A 15,276-nucleotide genomic window follows, 5' to 3' on the forward strand; every position below is an offset into this window, starting at 1 on the left:
ACACCAAGGGGGCGGGACCGACCCACAGGTCATGAGGCCGGGCCTACACCATTAAGCCCGCCCGGCCGACGAGGAGGCCCCGCCAGGGGGGCGGCGGCACCCGGGGTGCCGCCGCCTCCGCCGTTCTCGTCCTGGTCACCGGTCCTCCCCGCGCCGTTCCCTCCCTCGGAGCATTACGCATTCCCAAGAGCGAGTAAAGAGCGGTGGTCGCCGGGCCCGGCCGGCCGGTGCCGGATCAGGGCGTGCCGTGCGGGCGGGTCAGCCGAGCTGGGGGGCGACCCGGGAGGCGATGAGCTCCAGGTGGTCGAGGTCGTCCAGGTCCAGGATCTGCAGGTAGACCCGCTCGCTGCCGACGTCCGCGTACCGGCCGATCTTCTCGGCGACCTCGTCCGGGGTACCGGCCAGGCCGTTGGCCTTCAGCTCGTCCACGTCCCGGCCGATCACGGCCGCCCGGCGGGCCACCTCGGCGTCGTCGCGGCCGACGCAGGCCACCAGGGCGTTGGAGTACACCAGGTCGCCGACCGAGCGCCCGGCCTGCTCGACGGCGGCCTTGACCCGGCCGAACTGGGCGGCGCTGTCCTCCACCGAGGCGAACGGCAGGTTGAACTCGTCGGCGAAGCGGGCGGCCAGCGCCGGGGTCCGCTTCGGGCCGAGCCCGCCGACCAACACCGGGATCCGGTCCTGGGCCGGCTTGGGCAGCGCCGGCGAGCCGGTCAGCGTGTAGTACTCGCCGGCGAAGTCGAAGGTGTCGCCGAGCTTGGTGTTCCACAGGCCGGTGATGATCGCCAGCTGCTCCTCCAGCCTCCCGAACTTCTCCTTCGGGAAGGGGATGCCGTAGGCGGCGTGCTCGGCCTCGTACCAGCCGGCGCCGAGGCCGAACTCGACCCGGCCGCCGCTCATCGCGTCCACCTGGGCGACCTGGATCGCGGTGACGCCGGGCAGGCGGAAGGTGGCGGCGGTCATCAGGGTGCCGAGGCGGATGGTGCGGGTGTCGCGGGCGAGGCCGGCCAGGGTGATCCAGGCGTCGGTCGGCCCGGGCAGGCCGTCGACGTCGCCCATCTTCAGGTAGTGGTCGGAGCGGAAGAAGGCACTGAAGACGCCCAGGTCCTCGGCGGCCCGGGCGACCGCCAGGAGGGTGTCGTAGCTCGCGCCCTGCTGCGGTTCGGTGAAGATGCGGAGATCCATGCGGACCATTCTGGTACAGACCACCCGCGGATCGGCGCAGAGAACCGGCCAAGCCGCCGAAGCTCCCGAAGGTGGCCAAGGTCTCAGCACGGAACCGTCACGAGCCGCCGGTCCGGCCGACCCGCTCGCCTACCGTGGACGGATGTTCGCCACCCCCGACGAGTCCTTCCGGCGCTCCCCCGACGAGCCGGCCGGCTGCCCGCTGCCCGGCATCGTCGCCGCGTTCACGCCACGGCTGGCCGAGTTCGCCTTCGAGCCCGGCTTCGTCGCGATGGTCGACCAGCACGTCGCGATGCTGCGCGAACTGCTGTACGCACAGGGGCCGGAGCTGGCGCCCCGGCCCCTGGACCGTGAGGAACTGTCGGACTACGCGCTCGGCTTCCTGGACGCGCTCACCGAGATCGGCTGGCGGGAGCCGGTGGGGTACGACTACGCGGTGCACCGGCTGACCGCGATCTGCTGGCTGGTGCGCGAGCAGGGCCTGCTGCGGGCCTGAACCCGCCGCGGGTCGCTGCCTAGGGCGTGTTTCATAATTCGCGTCGGATCAGCGCGCGGCGTTGGGCGCCCGGCTGGGCGTGCCGGCGAAGCGTCCTCGTACTGGGCCGTACTTGGACGTTTCGCCGGTGCGTCCAGGCGGGATGCCCGGCGTCGCGCGCCCGGCGGGAATTATGAAACACGCCCTAGCTCGGCCGGTCGCCCGGGCGGCCCGGGTCGATGCCGGGCGGCGGCGGGGTGGTGCCCGGAGCGGCCTGGGTGGTCGGCCGGGCCGGCTGGTTGGCGAGCACGTCCGCCCGGCCCGCCTGGTAGGCGCTGCCGCGCAGTTTGGCGCTCTCCTGCTCGGCGTGGTCCAGCCAGCGCTCCCAGCGCTGGCGCATCGGCAGGATCAGGCCGCCGCCGACACCCACCACCAGCACACCGGCGATCGTGGCGAGCGCCGCGATCAGCACCGGTCCGGTGATCGCGGTGGCGATCCCGGCCTGGCCGAGCGCCGCGATCACGCCCAGCGCGACGATGAATGCCCAGGCGATCGTGGCGACCGTCCGGCCGTACGAGGCGCCGGCGAGCGCGTTGCGCACGATGTCGCGGACGCCGTTGGCGATGGCCATCGCGACCACCACGATCGCGACCGCCACGATGCCCCTGGGCAGCCAGGCGACGATGCTGTGGATCATCACGCTGATCGGGTTCGGGCCGAAGACACCGAACGCCAGTTGCAGCACCATCAGCAGGATCGCGTAGTAGACGATCTTGCAGATGATGCCGGTCATGTCGTAGTTCGACCCGCTCAGGTGGCGGGCCATCCCGGCCCGCTCGGAGACCCGCTCCGAGCCGACCTTGCGCAGCACACGGTCCAGGACCTTGGCGATCGCCTTCGCCACGATCCAGCCGATGACCAGGATCGCCAGGAAGGCGATGAACTGCGGGATGAATTTCGCGATCTTGGACCAGGCGTCGGTGAAACCCGATCCGAAGTCCACGGAGAGTGCGAGCTGCTGAGCCACGGAGTCCTCCACTCGGTGACACGGCGCCACGAGCGGCGCGTGCGGCCCCCCACCCTTCGTGGATAGCAGCACCCCGCCCGGCCCGCGCGCGCCTGGTCCCCGGGCTGCTCCCCCCGGGTGAAACGGGCCCGTAGACGCCCCGCGTAAAGTGATGTTCAAGGGCACGGGACGGGGGCGGGACGGGACGGGACGGTGCGGGTGTGAGCAGCGACACGGTGGACGGCGGCACGACGACCGGCAGCACGGCCGGGCACCCGGCACTGCGCTGGCGGGTGCGGCCCGAGGCGGCGCGCGCCGCCGTCCTGGTGCTGCACGGCGGCGAGGAGCACAACCTCTCCCGGCCCGGTCCGGTCAACCTGCCGCTGCTGCGGATGCACGGCTTCCTGCGCTCCCTCGCCAAGGACACCGCCGGCGCCGACGTGGCCGTCGGCACCGTCCGCTACCGCCACCGGGGCTGGAACGGGCAGCGCGCCGACGCCGCGCTGGACGCCCTCGCCGCCCTCGACGAGCTGGCTCGGGAGCTGGGCGAGGTGCCGACCGTCCTGATCGGGCACTCGATGGGCGGGCGCGCGGCCCTGCGGGCCGGCGGCCACCCGGCCGTCACCGGCCTGGTCGCCCTCGCCCCCTGGTGCCCGGCCGAGGACCCGTGCGAGCAACTGGCCGGACGGGACGTGCTCCTGCTGCACGGCGACCGCGACAAGGTCACCCCGCCCGCCGAGACCCGGGCCTTCGCCGCCCGCAGCCGGGCCGCCGGCGCCCGCGTCTGCGGCTACACCGTCACCGGCAGCGGCCACGCCATGCTCCAGCGCATCCCCGACTGGCACCGGGCCACCACCCGCCTGGCCACCGCCCTGCTCGGCCTGCGCCCGCTCCCCGCCGAGACCGCCTCCGCCCTCGCCCTCCCGCCCGCCTCCCCCGAGGCCCTCACCCTCGCCCTGCCGCGCCAGCCGCGCGACTGACCCGGCGCGGACCGGCGGGCGCGCAGCGGCGCGGGGTCAGCGGGCCAGGCGGCCGAGGAGCGCGGAGGCCGCGGTGATGCCGAGCACGGTGGCCAGGGTCAGGACAGCGAAGTCGAGCGGGAGGTGGGCGCGGGTGCCGATCAGCAGGCCGCGCAGGGCGTCGACCTGGTAGCTGAGCGGGTTGGCCCGGCTGACCACCTGGAGCCAGCCCGGCATCAGGTCCACCGGGTAGAGGGCGTTGGAGCCGAAGAAGAGCGGCATCGTGATCGCCTGGCCGATGCCCATCAGGCGGTCACGGGTGAGCACGATGCCGGCGATGGTCATCGAGAGGCAGGAGAAGAACGCCGAGCCGAGCAGCACGGCGACCACGACCCCGAGCAGCCGCAGCGGGTTCCAGGTCATCGCGACTCCGAGCAGAGCGGCGATCACCACCACGACGACGGCCTGGATCACCGCCTTCACCCCGGCGGCGAAGGCCTTGCCGGTCACCAGCGCGGCGCGCGGGGTGGGGGTGACCAGCAGTTTGGTGAGCACCCCGGAGTCCCGCTCCCAGATGATCATGATGCCGTAGAAGATCGCGATGAACATGGCGGACTGGGCGATGATCCCGGGGGCCAGGAAGTCCAGGTAGGGGATGCCGCCGGTGGGGATGGCCTTGAGCCGGGTGAAGGTCTCCCCGAAGATCAGCAGCCACAGCGCGGGCTGCACGGCCCGGGTGTAGAGCTCGGTGCGGTCGTGGCGCAGCTTCTGCAGTTCGACGGTGCACATCGCCAGCGTCCGGGCGGGCACCAGCCGCCAGCCGGTGCGGGCGCGCGGGGGGACCAGCAGCAGGCCGAGGTCGGGACGGGCGGCGGTCGCGGCGGCAGCGGCAGAGGCGGGGCCCGGGGGCTCAGCCGACGCGGGAGGCGGTGCGGCGGGTACGGCGGACATCGCTGAACTCTCCTTCCGGAGCCTCGCCGGGGGCCAGCTCGCGGCCCGCGAAGTGGCGGAACACGTCGTCCAGACTGGGGTCGGCGAGCTGCGGGTCCTGCGCGCGGACCACGGTCTTCAGTTCCTCGGTGGTGCCGAGCGCACGGATCCGGCCACGGTCCATCAGGGCGATCCGGTCGCAGTAGCGGTCGGCCTCGTCCATGTAGTGGGTGGTGACCAGCACGGTCATCCCGGTGGCCTGCCGGACCGCCTCGACGCACTCCCAGACGCCGGTGCGGGCGATCGGGTCCAGGCCGATGGTGGGCTCGTCCATCACCAGCAGGCGCGGGGCGCTGACCAGGGCCTGGGCGAGCTCCAGCCGGCGGACCATGCCGCCGGAGTAGGTGCCGGCCATCCGGTCGGCCGCCTCGGCGAGGCCGACGGCGGCCAGCGCCTGGGCGACCCGCTCGCGGCGCTCGCCGTGCGACACGTCGAAGACGCGGGCGAACAGCGCGACATTCTCCCGACCGGTCAGCCCGCCGTCCGCGGAGAGCTGCTGCGGCACGTAGCCGAGCAGCCGGCGGACCTCCATCCGCTGCCGGGCGGGGTCGTGGCCGAAGACCCGCACCATGCCGGCGCGGACCGGCAGCAGGGTGGTGATCGCCCGGATCGTGGTGGTCTTGCCCGCGCCGTTGGGGCCGAGCAGGCCGAACACCTCGCCGGTGCGCACCGTCAGGTCGACACCGTCGACGGCCTTGGTGCCGGCACCCTTCCCGCGCCCGTGGTGGAAGGTGTACTCCAGACCGCGGCAGGCCACCGCCGCGTCACCGCCGTCCTCCGGGAACGTCATCGCTCCTCCTCCCCCGGCTCACCGGGCCGGGTGCGCAGGCCCGTCGCCACCTCGCGCAGCGCGGGCACCGCGGCGGCCAGGGCCGCCCGGGAGTCGGCGGGCAGCCCGGCCACCACCTCCCCCACCAGCGCGGCGCGCCGGGCCCGCCAGACCGCGAGGCGTTCGACGGCCTCGTCGGTGGCGTACAGCAGGGCGGCCCGGCGGTCGGCCGGGTCCACCTCCCGGCGCAGCAGCCGCAGCGCGACCAGCTGGTTGACCAGGGTGGAGACCGAGTTGCCGGCGAGGCACAGCTCCTCGGCCGCGTCGGACACCCGCAGCCCGGGGGTGTCCATCACCAGGCGGAGCAGTTCGATCTGCGCTCCGCGGAGCCTCGGCTCGGTGAGTCCCTGCCGCAGCCGGCGGCGGACCAGGCGCTGGATGCCGACCAGCAGGGCGGAGAGTTCGTCGGCCACGTCGGGATCGGGGGTCGCCAGGAGGTCGGCGGCCGGTGCGGGGGCGAGCGTTTCCGGTGTCGCACTCATACCTCCGATTTTAGCTCTCAGTGAGAGGTATTCGTCCAGAGGGCGGACGAGGTGGACCGGAGGACTGCCGGGCGGGGCGCGGCTGTGCCAGGATCCCGGGTGACCGTGTACGGACACCTACCCGCCCTCACCGCTGGGGACCATCATGAGAAGACTCGCGCGCCGTGTGCTGTCCGCGGCAACGGCGCTGTCCGCGTTGCTCGTTGTGCCGGCGGCCACTGCGGCGCCCGGCACTGCGGCGACCACCCCCGCGAGGGCCGCCGCCCCGGTGCCGCTCAGCGGCGCGCAGTTGGCGGCCTCCTGGGCGGGGCCGCTCAGCACCCGGGGGCGGTACGTCGTCGACGCGTCGGGCGACCGGTTCAAGCTGAAGTCCGGCAACTGGTCCGGCGCGCAGGGCACGTGGCAGGGCAGCGGCTCGACCACCGATCCGGCGAACAACCAGGCCGGCCAGGTCTCGTACAACCTGCCGCTCGGCCTCGACCGGGCGCCGCTGTCCGAGATCATGGCGGGCTTCCACAGCCTCGGGCTGAACAGCGTCCGGCTGCCGTTCGCGGACGCGATGATCCGGGACACCGCCGCCGTCCCGGACGCCGCCGTCGCCGCCAACCCCGGGCTGCGCGGCAGCACCCCGCTCCAGGTGTACGACGCGGTGGTGGCGGCGCTCACCGCCGACGGGTTCGCGGTGATCCTCAACAACCACACCACCGGGTACCGGTTCTGCTGCGGCCTGGACGGCAACGAGCGGTGGAACAGCGGCCAGTCCACCGAGACCTGGGAGCAGGACTGGCTGTTCATGGTGAACCGGTACCGGGCCAACAAGCGCGTGGTCGGCGCCGACCTGCGCAACGAGGTCCGCCGCGACACCTGGGACGACCCCAACTGGGGCCTGGGCGACGGCCACGACGCGTACGCCGCCTTCGAGGAGGCGGGCAACCGGATCCTCCAGGCCGCCCCCGACCTGCTGATCATCATGGAGGGCATCAACTGGCAGGGCGTCCCGCTGGCCGGCCTGCCGCACGGCCGCCCGATGCTCAAGCCGGTGGCCACGCTCTCCCACACCCTGATCGACTCGGGCAAACTGGTCTACTCGGCACACTTCTACGGGTACACCGGCTCGGCCAACACCGGCGCGGGCAGCGGGCCGGGCGCCACCGGCGATCCGCGCTACCAGGACCTGACGCCCGATCAACTCGCTGCGGTGGTCGACGAGGAGGCGCTCTTCGTCACCCGCGCCGGGCAGCACTTCACCGCCCCGGTCTGGATCAGCGAGTTCGGTGCGGGCGGGCGGGGCTCGACCGACGCCAAGGAGCAGGCCTGGTTCGACCGCTTCACCGCGATCCTGGCCGATCACGACACCGACTTCGCCGTCTGGCCGCTGGTCGGGTGGCACAACGACGGCGTACCACAGGACAGCTGGGCACTGCTCCACTACGACCGGGCGGGCCGGCGGCTGAGCGTCGAGGACCCGGGCGACTGGCGCACCGCGTACTGGAACCGACTGGTCGCCGCCCCCGGGTACACCGGCCCGGTCCCGGTCCCCGCCCGCTGGAACCTGCTCGACCTCGACCACGCCGACCAGAACGCCTCCCGGCGGATGCTGGCCCTGCCCGACTGGAGCAGCGGCAACCGCAAGGGGAACTGCCCGGACGGCCAGCGCCTGATCGGCCTCGGCCGCGGTGACGGCCGCGGCCTGTGCACCGACGCCGGGCAGTCCGCCACCGGGCCCGACGCCTGGACGACCGTCACGGACGAGCGCTACGTCACCGGCGGCGACTGGGCGCCCGGCTACGACAAACTCCAGTGCCCGGACGGCCGGTTCGCGGTCGGCTACAGCGTCCGCGCCGATGCGATGGCCGCCCTGCTCTGCGCCCCGGCCGCGGCCGCGCCGCCCGCCGCGACCGACCGGGTGCTCTGGTTCGACCACGGCGACAACCGGCCCCCGGTCACCACCGGCGCCGACTCGGCGGCCAGCGACTGGGCGCCCGGGGCCTACAAGGGGCAGTGCGCCTCGAACGAGTACGTCGCGGGAGTCGCCTTCACCTGGCGCTGGCTGCACGCCGGCGTCCCGGACGCGCTGCTCTGCCGTCCGCTGGCCTGACACCGCCGCTGCCGGGGCCCGGCCGGCGGGCCGGGCCCCGGCGGGAACGGTTCAGCTCAGCGCGGCCTGGGACTCCACGACCACGCCGTACAGGTCGCCGATGGTCGCCAGGGCGCTGCGGTGCAGCTGGGCGGCGGTCACCCGGGTACCCGCCGAGGCGAGCGGGCGGGTCGCGCAGGCGTCGGCGACGACGGTCGGCCGGTTGCCGCGCAGGAAGGCGCCCGCGGTGGTGAAGGCCACGCACATGTGGGTCATGAAGCCGGCGACCACCACGTCCTGGTGGCCGGCCTCGTCGAGCAGGGCGCCCAGGCCGGTGCCGACGAAGGCGTCCGGGGCCTGCTTGACGACCACGGCCTCGCCCTCGGCCGGCGCCACGGCGGGGTGGATCTGCCCGATCTCGGCACGGACGTCGTACGGGGTGCCCGCGCCGCCGTCGTTGATCACGTGGATGACCGTGGCGCCCGCCGCGCGCGCCCGGGCGAGCAGGGCCGCGGCCGCGTCGAGCGCCTCCCGCCAGCCCTCCAGCTCCATCACGCCGCGCACGTAGGTGTTCTGGTAGTCGATCAGGATCAGCGTGGACGCGGCGAGCGTGGCGGGCGTCTCGTCGAGGCCGTTCAGGGCGCGCAGGGTCGTCGTGGGCATGGGGGGACCACCTTCGGTTCGGTACACGGGCAAGGGCGGGCGGCGGCTGCGACGGCCGCGGCGGCCCGCCTCCGGAACGCTACGACCGGCCACCGGATGTCGGCAATGCCGTCTAACCTGCAGATTCCGACATCGAGAGAGCATCGAGAGAGCAAGGTGGGGGCCGTGGGCGCCGTACAACGACTGATCGTCATCGTCCTGTTCGAGGGCGTCGACCTGCTCGACGTCACCGGACCGCCCGAGGTGTTCTCCCTCGTCCGGCGGGAGACCGGCGACGCGACCGGCTACCGCGTCGTCCTCGCCGCCGCGACCACGGACCCGGTCACCACCGCCGCCGGCGTGCGGATCCTGCCCGACCTCACCTTCGACGAGGCCGCCGCGAGCGCCATCGACACCCTGCTGGTGCCCGGCGCCGTCGAGGTGGACGGCCCGCGCCGGGTCCGCCCGCGCACCGACCCGGCCGTGGTCGACTGGGTGCGCACCCTCGCCGGGCGCTCACGCCGCATCGCCTCGGTCTGCGTCGGCGCGCACCTGCTCGCCGCCGCCGGGCTCCTCGACGGCAAACGCGCCACCACCCACTGGTCGACCGCCGCGCAACTGGCCGCCGAGTACCCGGAGATCGAGGTGGACGCCGACCCGATCTTCATCCGCGCGGGCGACGTCTGGACCGGCGCGGGCATCAGCGCCTGCCTCGACCTCTCCCTCGCCCTGGTCGCCGAGGACTTCGGCGAGGAGCTCGCGCTGAGGGTCGCCCGCCAGCTCGTGATGTACCTCAAACGCCCCGGCGGCCAGAGCCAGTTCAGTGTCCCGCTGGAACCCGTCTCCACCACCCGGCGGGTCGAGGAGCTGCGCCACCACGTCCTGCGCAACCTCACCGGCCGACTCACCGTCCCCGATCTCGCCGCCCACGCCCACGTCAGCGAAAGGCAGTTGACCCGGATCTTCAAGACCGAACTGGGCACCACGCCCAGCGCCTACATCGAGTCGGCCCGGGTCGAACTCGCCCGCCACCAGCTCGAATCCACCGATGCCACGCTCGACCGCGTCGCCGCCGACTGCGGGTTCGGCACCACCGACACCCTGGTCCGGGCCTTCCGCCGCCGGCTCGACACCACCCCGACCGAGTACCGCCACCGCTTCCGCACCACCACGCCCACGCCCTGGGGTCCGCCTCCGGTCAGGGCGGCAGCCGGACCGTGAACACGGTGCGCCCCGGCCGGCTCGCCGCGTCCACCGTGCCGCCGTGCGCCCGGACCACCGCCCGCACGATCGACAGGCCGAGCCCCGTCGACCCGGTCGAGCGCGAGCGGGCGCGGTCCCCCCGGACGAACCGCTCGAACATCCGGCCCGCCAGCTCCGGCGCGATCCCCGGGCCGTCGTCGGCGACGGCCAGCCGCACCCCCGCCCCGGCCGGCTCCAGGCTCAGCTCGACCTCGGTGCCGGGCGGGGTGTGGGTCCGGGCGTTCGCCAGCAGGTTGACCACCACCTGGCTGAGCCGGTCCGCGTCCCCGCGCACCAGCACCGGTTCCTCGGGCAGCGCCAGGCGCCAGCGGTGCCCGGGCCCGGCCGCCCGGGCGTCGGCCACCGCGTTCAGCGCGATCCGGGTCAGGTCGACCTCGGCGTCGGCCAGCGGCCGGCCGGCGTCCAGCCGGGCGAGCAGCAGCAGGTCCTCGACGATCGCGCCCATCCGCACCGCTTCGGCGTCGATCCGCTCCAGCGAGTGCCGGACCGGCCCGGGCACCGCGCCCGGGTGGCGCAGCGCGAGTTCGGCGTGGCCGCGAACCGCCGCCACGGGGGTGCGCAGCTCGTGGCTGGCGTCGGCCGCGAACGCCCGCAGCCGCTCCTCCACCGCGTGCCGGCGGGCCAGCGCGTCGCCCACGTGCCCGAGCATCCGGTTGAGCGCCGCGCCGACCCGGCCGACCTCCGTCCGCGGATCGTCGTCCGGGACGCGTTCGGCCAGCGTGACGGCGCCGCTGGCGAGCGGCAGCGCGGCGACCCGCTCGGCCGTGCCCACCACCCGCCGCAGCGGACGCAGCGACCAGCCGACCCAGACCGCCCCGGCCGCGCCCGCCCCGGCGACGGCGATCGCGAAGACGGTCAGCTCCAGGGTCGCCAGCCGGTCCACGGTGTCCTCGGCCGGGCGCAGCGGCAGTCCACTGACCAGCACGTCGCCGTCCCGGCCGGCCACCGCGCGCACCCGGTAGTGGCCCTGCGCGCGGCCCAGGTCGACGGTGCGGGCCGGCCCGCCGACCGGCAGGGCGGCCAGGGCCCGCTGCTCGGCCGGCGAGAACACCAGCCGGTCGTCGGCGCTGGGGCCGTTGGCGTCGTCGGCGTCCCCGTCGACCACGCCCGCCGCGGTGACCCGGCCGTCCAGCAGCCGGGCGCCCAGGGTGCCGGGGGTCTGCGCCCGGGTGTCGGTGCCGCCGCCCTGGCCGGCGTGCTCCAGGCTGGCGGCGTAGCGCCCGCCGGCGTCGGCGAGCTGCTGGTCCAGGCGGTCCACCAGGAAGTGGCGCAGCGCCGCCGTGGTGGCGAGGCCGACCGCGGCGCAGGTCACCACCAGCAGCACCAGCAGGCCGGCGATCAGCCGGGCCCGCAGCGTCCGCGGCACCAGCCGGGCGGCCCGGCGGCGTGCCCTGGCGGCGCCCGTCACGGGGCCGCCGGTCACGGGGCCGCCCGTCGTGGGCCGGCCGGTCACGGGGCCGCCTTGATCAGGTAGCCGGCGCCGCGCACCGTGTGGATCATCGGCGTCCGGCCCGCGTCCAGCTTCTTGCGCAGATAGCTGATGTACAGCTCGACGACGTGCGCCTGCCCGCCGAAGTCGTACGACCAGACGGCGTCCAGGATCTGCGCCTTGCTGAGCACCTGCCGCGGGTGGTGCATCAGGTGGGCGAGCAGCGCGTACTCGGTCGGGCTGAGGTCGACCACCTCACCGGCGCGGGTGACCTCGCGGGCCCGCTCGTCGAGGACGAGGTCGCCGAGCACCAGGGCGTGCGCGGGCGGTTGCCCCGCGGCCCCCGGCGGGGTGGCGCGGCGCAGCAGCCCGCGCAGCCGGACCACCACCTCGGCCAGGCTGAACGGCTTGGTCACGTAGTCGTCGCCACCCGCCGCGATGCCCGCGATCCGGTCCTCGACGGCGTCCCGGGCGGTGAGGAAGAGCACCCGCACCTCGGGCCGCTCGGCGTGGATGCGGCGCAGCACCTCCATGCCGTCGAGGTCGGGGAGCATCATGTCGAGCACCACGGCGTCCGGGCGCCAGTGCGCCGCCGCCCGGACGGCGGCCAGACCGGTGGTCTCGCCCCGTGCCTGCCAGCCCTCGTAGCGGACCGCGCCGCAGACCACCTCCACCAGGTCCGGTTCGTCGTCGACGACGAGGACCCGCCAGTCCTGCCGGTCGGCGCCACGCTCGGCGGTGTCGTCCATGGTGCTCCCTGGGTGCAGGCGGTCGGCCGCCTTCATCCTGGCCCACCGCGATGAGAAAGCCGTGAGACCGGCAGTCGCCCGGGAAACCCGATCCACCCACCCTGACCTGCGGCGACATCGCCGGAGGCGACGGGGGCGACGGCCCCGGTTCAGAGCCGGCTCAGAGGTTGCGGTGCGATCGTGGTGCGCCCCGGCGGTGCTCGCCCGCCGGGCCCGAAGGAGGATCCCCGATGGCCACCGCCGCCCCGCCGAGACCCGCCGCCCGCACCCGCCGGGCGGCCCCGCGCCGCCCGGCCGCCGCCCGGCCGGACGCGGTGCTGGGCCTGATCGCCGCCGGGGCGCTCGGCGTCCTCGCGCTGTGGTGGTCCGACACCCCGGCGGTCGCCGGCGCGGCCGGCTGGCTGACCGGGGCGGGCCGGATCACCGGCCTGCTCGCCGGGTACGCGGCGCCGGTGCTGCTCCTGCTGATGGCCCGGCTGCCGCCGGTGGAGCGCGGGGTCGGCGCCGACCGGCTGGCCCGCTGGCACGCGTTCGGCGGGCGCTGGCTGGTCGCCGTGGTGACGGTGCACGTGCTGTCGGTCGTCTGGGGGTACGCGCTGACGGACGGGCGCGGCCTGTTCGGCGAGGGCGTGGAGATCGTCCTCCACTACTCCGAGATGCTCAAGGCCGCGCTGGGCACCCTGCTGATGCTGGGCACCGGCGCCGTCTCCGCCCGGGCCGCCCGGCACCGCCTCCCGTACGAGGCCTGGTACTACCTGCACCTGGCCACCTACCTCGCGGTGGCGCTCGCCTTCGGCCACCAGCTGGCCACCGGCGCCGACCTCGGCGACGGCCCGGCCCGCGCCGCCTGGTACGCGCTCTACCTCGGCACCGCCGCCCTGCTGGGCTGGTACCGGCTGGCCCGGCCCTGGCGGCTCGACCGCCGGCACCGGCTGCGGGTGGCGGAGGTCCGCCTGGAGGGGCCGGGCGTGGTGTCGCTGTTCCTGACCGGTCGGCGGCTGGACGAACTCCGGGCCGAGCCGGGCCAGTTCTTCCGCCTCCAGTTCCAGACTCCCGGCCTGCGGTGGGCCGCCAACCCGTACTCGCTGTCCGCGCCGCCGCGCCCGGACTTCCTGCGCTTCACCGTCAAGGACCTCGGCGGGCACAGCGCCGCGGTGGCCGCGCTGCGCCCGGGCACCCCGGTGCGCGCCGAGGGCCCGTACGGGGCGTTCACGGGGCGGCTGCAACGGCGGCGCCGGGTGCTGCTGCTCGGGGCTGGGGTGGGGATCACCCCGCTGCGGGCGCTGTTCGAGACGCTGCCGGGCGAACTGACCCTGGTCCAGCGGGCCGGACGCCCGGAGGACGTGCTGTTCCGGGCGGAGCTGGCGGAGGTGGCCCGGCGGCGGGGCGCCGCGGTGCACGAACTGGTCGGCCCGCGGGCGCGGATCGGCGACCTCGGCCGCGCGCTCGCCCGGCTCGTCCCCGACCTCGCCGAGCACGAGGTCTACCTGTGCGGGCCGGACGCGCTGGCCGAGGAGGCCGTCCGTTCGCTGCGGGCCGCCGGGGTGCGGGCGGGGCGCATCCACCGGGAGTCCTTCGACTTCTGAGCCCGATCGCCGAGCCCGCCGGACCTGCCGAGCCCGTCTCACCACGCCACCTCCGCCACACCCCGAGGAGCCCCGCCCATGCGCCGAGCCGTCGTCACCAGTGCCGCCACCGCGGCCGGAGTCGTCCTGCTGCTCTCCCTCAAACCGCACGGGGCCACCGGGCCCGCGCCGGTGATCAGCTCCGGCGGCACGGGCTCGTCCGGTACCGCGGGCCCGTCCGGCACCGGTTCGTCCGGTACCGCCGCCGGGGCCTCCGACGCCACCGCCGGGCCGTCGGGCTCCCCCACCGCGCCGGCCGCCGGTGGCTCTGGCGGCACCGGTGGCACTGGCGGCACCGGCGGCACCGGCGGCACCCGGAAGGTCGCCGGCGACGCCGTGAACACCCGCTACGGTCCCGTCCAGGTCGAGGTCACCCTCGCCGGCAGCCGGATCACCGCCGTCGACGTCGTCAAGTACCCCACCGAGGACCGCCGGGACCGCGAGATCAACAGTTCCGCGCTGCCCCTGCTCAACCAGGAGGCGATCGCCGCGCAGAGCGCCGGGATCGACGTGGTCAGCGGCGCGACCTTCACCAGCGACGGCTACGTCCGCTCCCTGCAGAGCGCGCTCGACCGCGCCGGGCGGTGAGGCACGGTGCTCCGCCACGCCGAACCCGTCATGGGCACCGTCTTCTCGATCGCCGTCCGCGATCCCGGCCCGGCCACGCCCGCCGCGCTCCGCCGGATCGCCGACCGGCTGCACCGGATCGACGCGGTGTTCTCGCCCTACCGGCCGGACAGCGACATCAGCCGCCTCGACCGGGGCGAACTCGCCCTCGCCGACTGCGATCCGCAGGTCCGCGCCGTCCTGGCCGCCTGCCGCGAGGTCGCCGCGCAGACCGACGGCTTCTTCACCGAGCGGCCCGGCGGCCGGCTCGACCCGAGCGGCTGGGTCAAGGGGTGGGCGGTCGAGGAGGCGGCCGGGCTGCTGCGCGCCGCCGGGGCCCGGCAGTACTGCGTCAGTGGCGGCGGGGACGTGCAGACCGCCGGCGGGCCGTGGCGGATCGGGGTCGCCCACCCGCTGCGGCCGGGCGCGCTGGCCGCCGTCCTGGGCGGCGACGGCCTCGCGGTGGCCACCTCCGGCACCGCCGAGCGCGGCGCGCACATCCTCGATCCGCACACCGGCCGGCCGGCGCTCGGCCTGGCCTCGCTGACCCTGGTCGGCGCCCCCGGCACCGGGATCGCCCGCACCGACGCCTGGGCCACCGCCGCCTTCGCGATGGGCCCCGACCGCGCGCTCGTCTGGGCCGCCCGGCAGCCCGGCGTCGAGGCCCTCGCCGTCCTGCCCGACGGGACGAAGCGCTGGACGCCCGGCCTGCCCCGGCACCTCCCGCCCACCGGCCCCGCCGACTGGCGGCCGGCCGCCCCGGCGGCCCCAGCAGGGCCGTTTGCGCGCCAACTGGCTTTCGAACGCTGATAGTTCACTCCATCAGGTGAAGAACTCGATCATGACTCATCCGCCCCGGACCGGGTGGCCGATAGTGGGGAGACCGATCGGACGCACACCATCCGGTCCCACCGGAACGCGTGGACCCGCGGACACGCGTGAACCCACGGAAAGAGGTA

15 protein-coding genes are annotated in these 15,276 nt (G+C 75.2%); 7 read left to right on the forward strand and 8 right to left on the reverse strand.

Going from position 1 to position 15,276, the window contains the following annotated elements; genetic code table 11:
• Positions 1 to 258 precede the first annotated feature (258 nt).
• A complete protein-coding gene (locus AC07BF_RS01080; protein WP_363588502.1) occupies positions 259 to 1,185 on the reverse strand; it encodes an LLM class F420-dependent oxidoreductase in 927 nt (308 codons plus the stop codon).
• Positions 1,186 to 1,327: 142 nt separating this feature from the next.
• Between AC07BF_RS01080 and AC07BF_RS01085 the strand changes: the two genes are divergently transcribed.
• On the forward strand, positions 1,328 to 1,681 hold the full coding sequence (locus AC07BF_RS01085; protein ID WP_363588504.1) for a DUF6401 family natural product biosynthesis protein: 354 nt from the start codon (positions 1,328 to 1,330) through the stop codon (positions 1,679 to 1,681).
• Between the two features lie 184 nt (positions 1,682 to 1,865).
• Here the strand turns inward: AC07BF_RS01085 and AC07BF_RS01090 are convergent, their stop codons facing one another.
• Positions 1,866 to 2,687: a mechanosensitive ion channel family protein gene (locus tag AC07BF_RS01090; protein ID WP_478332711.1), complete on the reverse strand. Its 822-nt coding sequence runs from the start codon at positions 2,685 to 2,687 to the stop codon at positions 1,866 to 1,868.
• A gap of 200 nt (positions 2,688 to 2,887) precedes the next feature.
• Between AC07BF_RS01090 and AC07BF_RS01095 the strand changes: the two genes are divergently transcribed.
• Complete coding sequence (locus AC07BF_RS01095; protein WP_363617573.1) at positions 2,888 to 3,646, forward strand: alpha/beta hydrolase; 759 nt, start codon at positions 2,888 to 2,890, stop codon at positions 3,644 to 3,646.
• Positions 3,647 to 3,682: 36 nt separating this feature from the next.
• Here AC07BF_RS01095 and AC07BF_RS01100 read toward each other — a convergent pair whose 3' ends face one another.
• The 3 genes from AC07BF_RS01100 to AC07BF_RS01110 are packed head-to-tail and all read right to left on the reverse strand — an operon-like array spanning position 3,683 to position 5,926.
• Positions 3,683 to 4,576, reverse strand: coding sequence for an ABC transporter permease (locus AC07BF_RS01100; protein WP_478332712.1), 894 nt, complete (start codon positions 4,574 to 4,576; stop codon positions 3,683 to 3,685).
• The gene (locus AC07BF_RS01105; RefSeq protein ID WP_363630592.1) at positions 4,536 to 5,405 is read right to left on the reverse strand and encodes an ABC transporter ATP-binding protein; all 870 of its coding nucleotides are present in this window, start codon (positions 5,403 to 5,405) and stop codon (positions 4,536 to 4,538) included. Before AC07BF_RS01105 ends, AC07BF_RS01100 begins: the two co-directional genes overlap by 41 nt.
• The gene (locus tag AC07BF_RS01110; RefSeq protein WP_478317564.1) at positions 5,402 to 5,926 is read right to left on the reverse strand and encodes a MarR family winged helix-turn-helix transcriptional regulator; all 525 of its coding nucleotides are present in this window, start codon (positions 5,924 to 5,926) and stop codon (positions 5,402 to 5,404) included. Before AC07BF_RS01110 ends, AC07BF_RS01105 begins: the two co-directional genes overlap by 4 nt.
• Before the next feature lie 145 nt (positions 5,927 to 6,071).
• On the opposite strand from AC07BF_RS01110, the gene AC07BF_RS01115 reads away from it, so the two are divergent.
• On the forward strand, positions 6,072 to 8,024 hold the full coding sequence (locus AC07BF_RS01115; protein WP_478332713.1) for a glycoside hydrolase family 5 protein: 1,953 nt from the start codon (positions 6,072 to 6,074) through the stop codon (positions 8,022 to 8,024).
• A 51-nt stretch (positions 8,025 to 8,075) separates the two neighbouring features.
• Here the strand turns inward: AC07BF_RS01115 and AC07BF_RS01120 are convergent, their stop codons facing one another.
• Positions 8,076 to 8,666, reverse strand: a complete 591-nt coding sequence (locus AC07BF_RS01120; RefSeq protein WP_063350466.1) for an isochorismatase family protein — start codon at positions 8,664 to 8,666, stop codon at positions 8,076 to 8,078.
• A gap of 165 nt (positions 8,667 to 8,831) precedes the next feature.
• Between AC07BF_RS01120 and AC07BF_RS01125 the strand changes: the two genes are divergently transcribed.
• On the forward strand, positions 8,832 to 9,866 hold the full coding sequence (locus AC07BF_RS01125) for a GlxA family transcriptional regulator (RefSeq protein ID WP_363630594.1): 1,035 nt from the start codon (positions 8,832 to 8,834) through the stop codon (positions 9,864 to 9,866).
• Here AC07BF_RS01125 and AC07BF_RS01130 read toward each other — a convergent pair.
• Complete coding sequence (locus tag AC07BF_RS01130; RefSeq protein ID WP_363630611.1) at positions 9,844 to 11,316, reverse strand: sensor histidine kinase; 1,473 nt, start codon at positions 11,314 to 11,316, stop codon at positions 9,844 to 9,846. The two genes, AC07BF_RS01125 and AC07BF_RS01130, sit on opposite strands and share 23 nt — an antisense overlap.
• A gap of 41 nt (positions 11,317 to 11,357) precedes the next feature.
• Complete coding sequence (locus AC07BF_RS01135; protein ID WP_363586599.1) at positions 11,358 to 12,086, reverse strand: response regulator transcription factor; 729 nt, start codon at positions 12,084 to 12,086, stop codon at positions 11,358 to 11,360.
• A gap of 230 nt (positions 12,087 to 12,316) precedes the next feature.
• Here AC07BF_RS01135 and AC07BF_RS01140 point away from each other — a divergent pair, with 230 nt between their 5' ends.
• The 3 genes from AC07BF_RS01140 to AC07BF_RS01150 all read left to right on the forward strand — a co-directional run bounded on the left by AC07BF_RS01140 (position 12,317) and on the right by AC07BF_RS01150 (position 15,127).
• Positions 12,317 to 13,672 carry a ferredoxin reductase family protein gene (locus tag AC07BF_RS01140; RefSeq protein WP_478332714.1) on the forward strand — a complete coding sequence of 452 codons (1,356 nt, stop codon included), beginning with the start codon at positions 12,317 to 12,319 and terminating at the stop codon, positions 13,670 to 13,672.
• Between the two features lie 78 nt (positions 13,673 to 13,750).
• Positions 13,751 to 14,299 (forward strand): FMN-binding protein, encoded by a 549-nt coding sequence (locus AC07BF_RS01145; RefSeq protein ID WP_478332715.1) that lies wholly within the window; start codon positions 13,751 to 13,753, stop codon positions 14,297 to 14,299.
• A gap of 30 nt (positions 14,300 to 14,329) precedes the next feature.
• Positions 14,330 to 15,127, forward strand: a complete 798-nt coding sequence (locus AC07BF_RS01150; RefSeq protein WP_478332726.1) for an FAD:protein FMN transferase — start codon at positions 14,330 to 14,332, stop codon at positions 15,125 to 15,127.
• Positions 15,128 to 15,276 lie beyond the last annotated feature (149 nt).

This window comes from Kitasatospora sp. NPDC043950 (assembly GCF_056435345.1).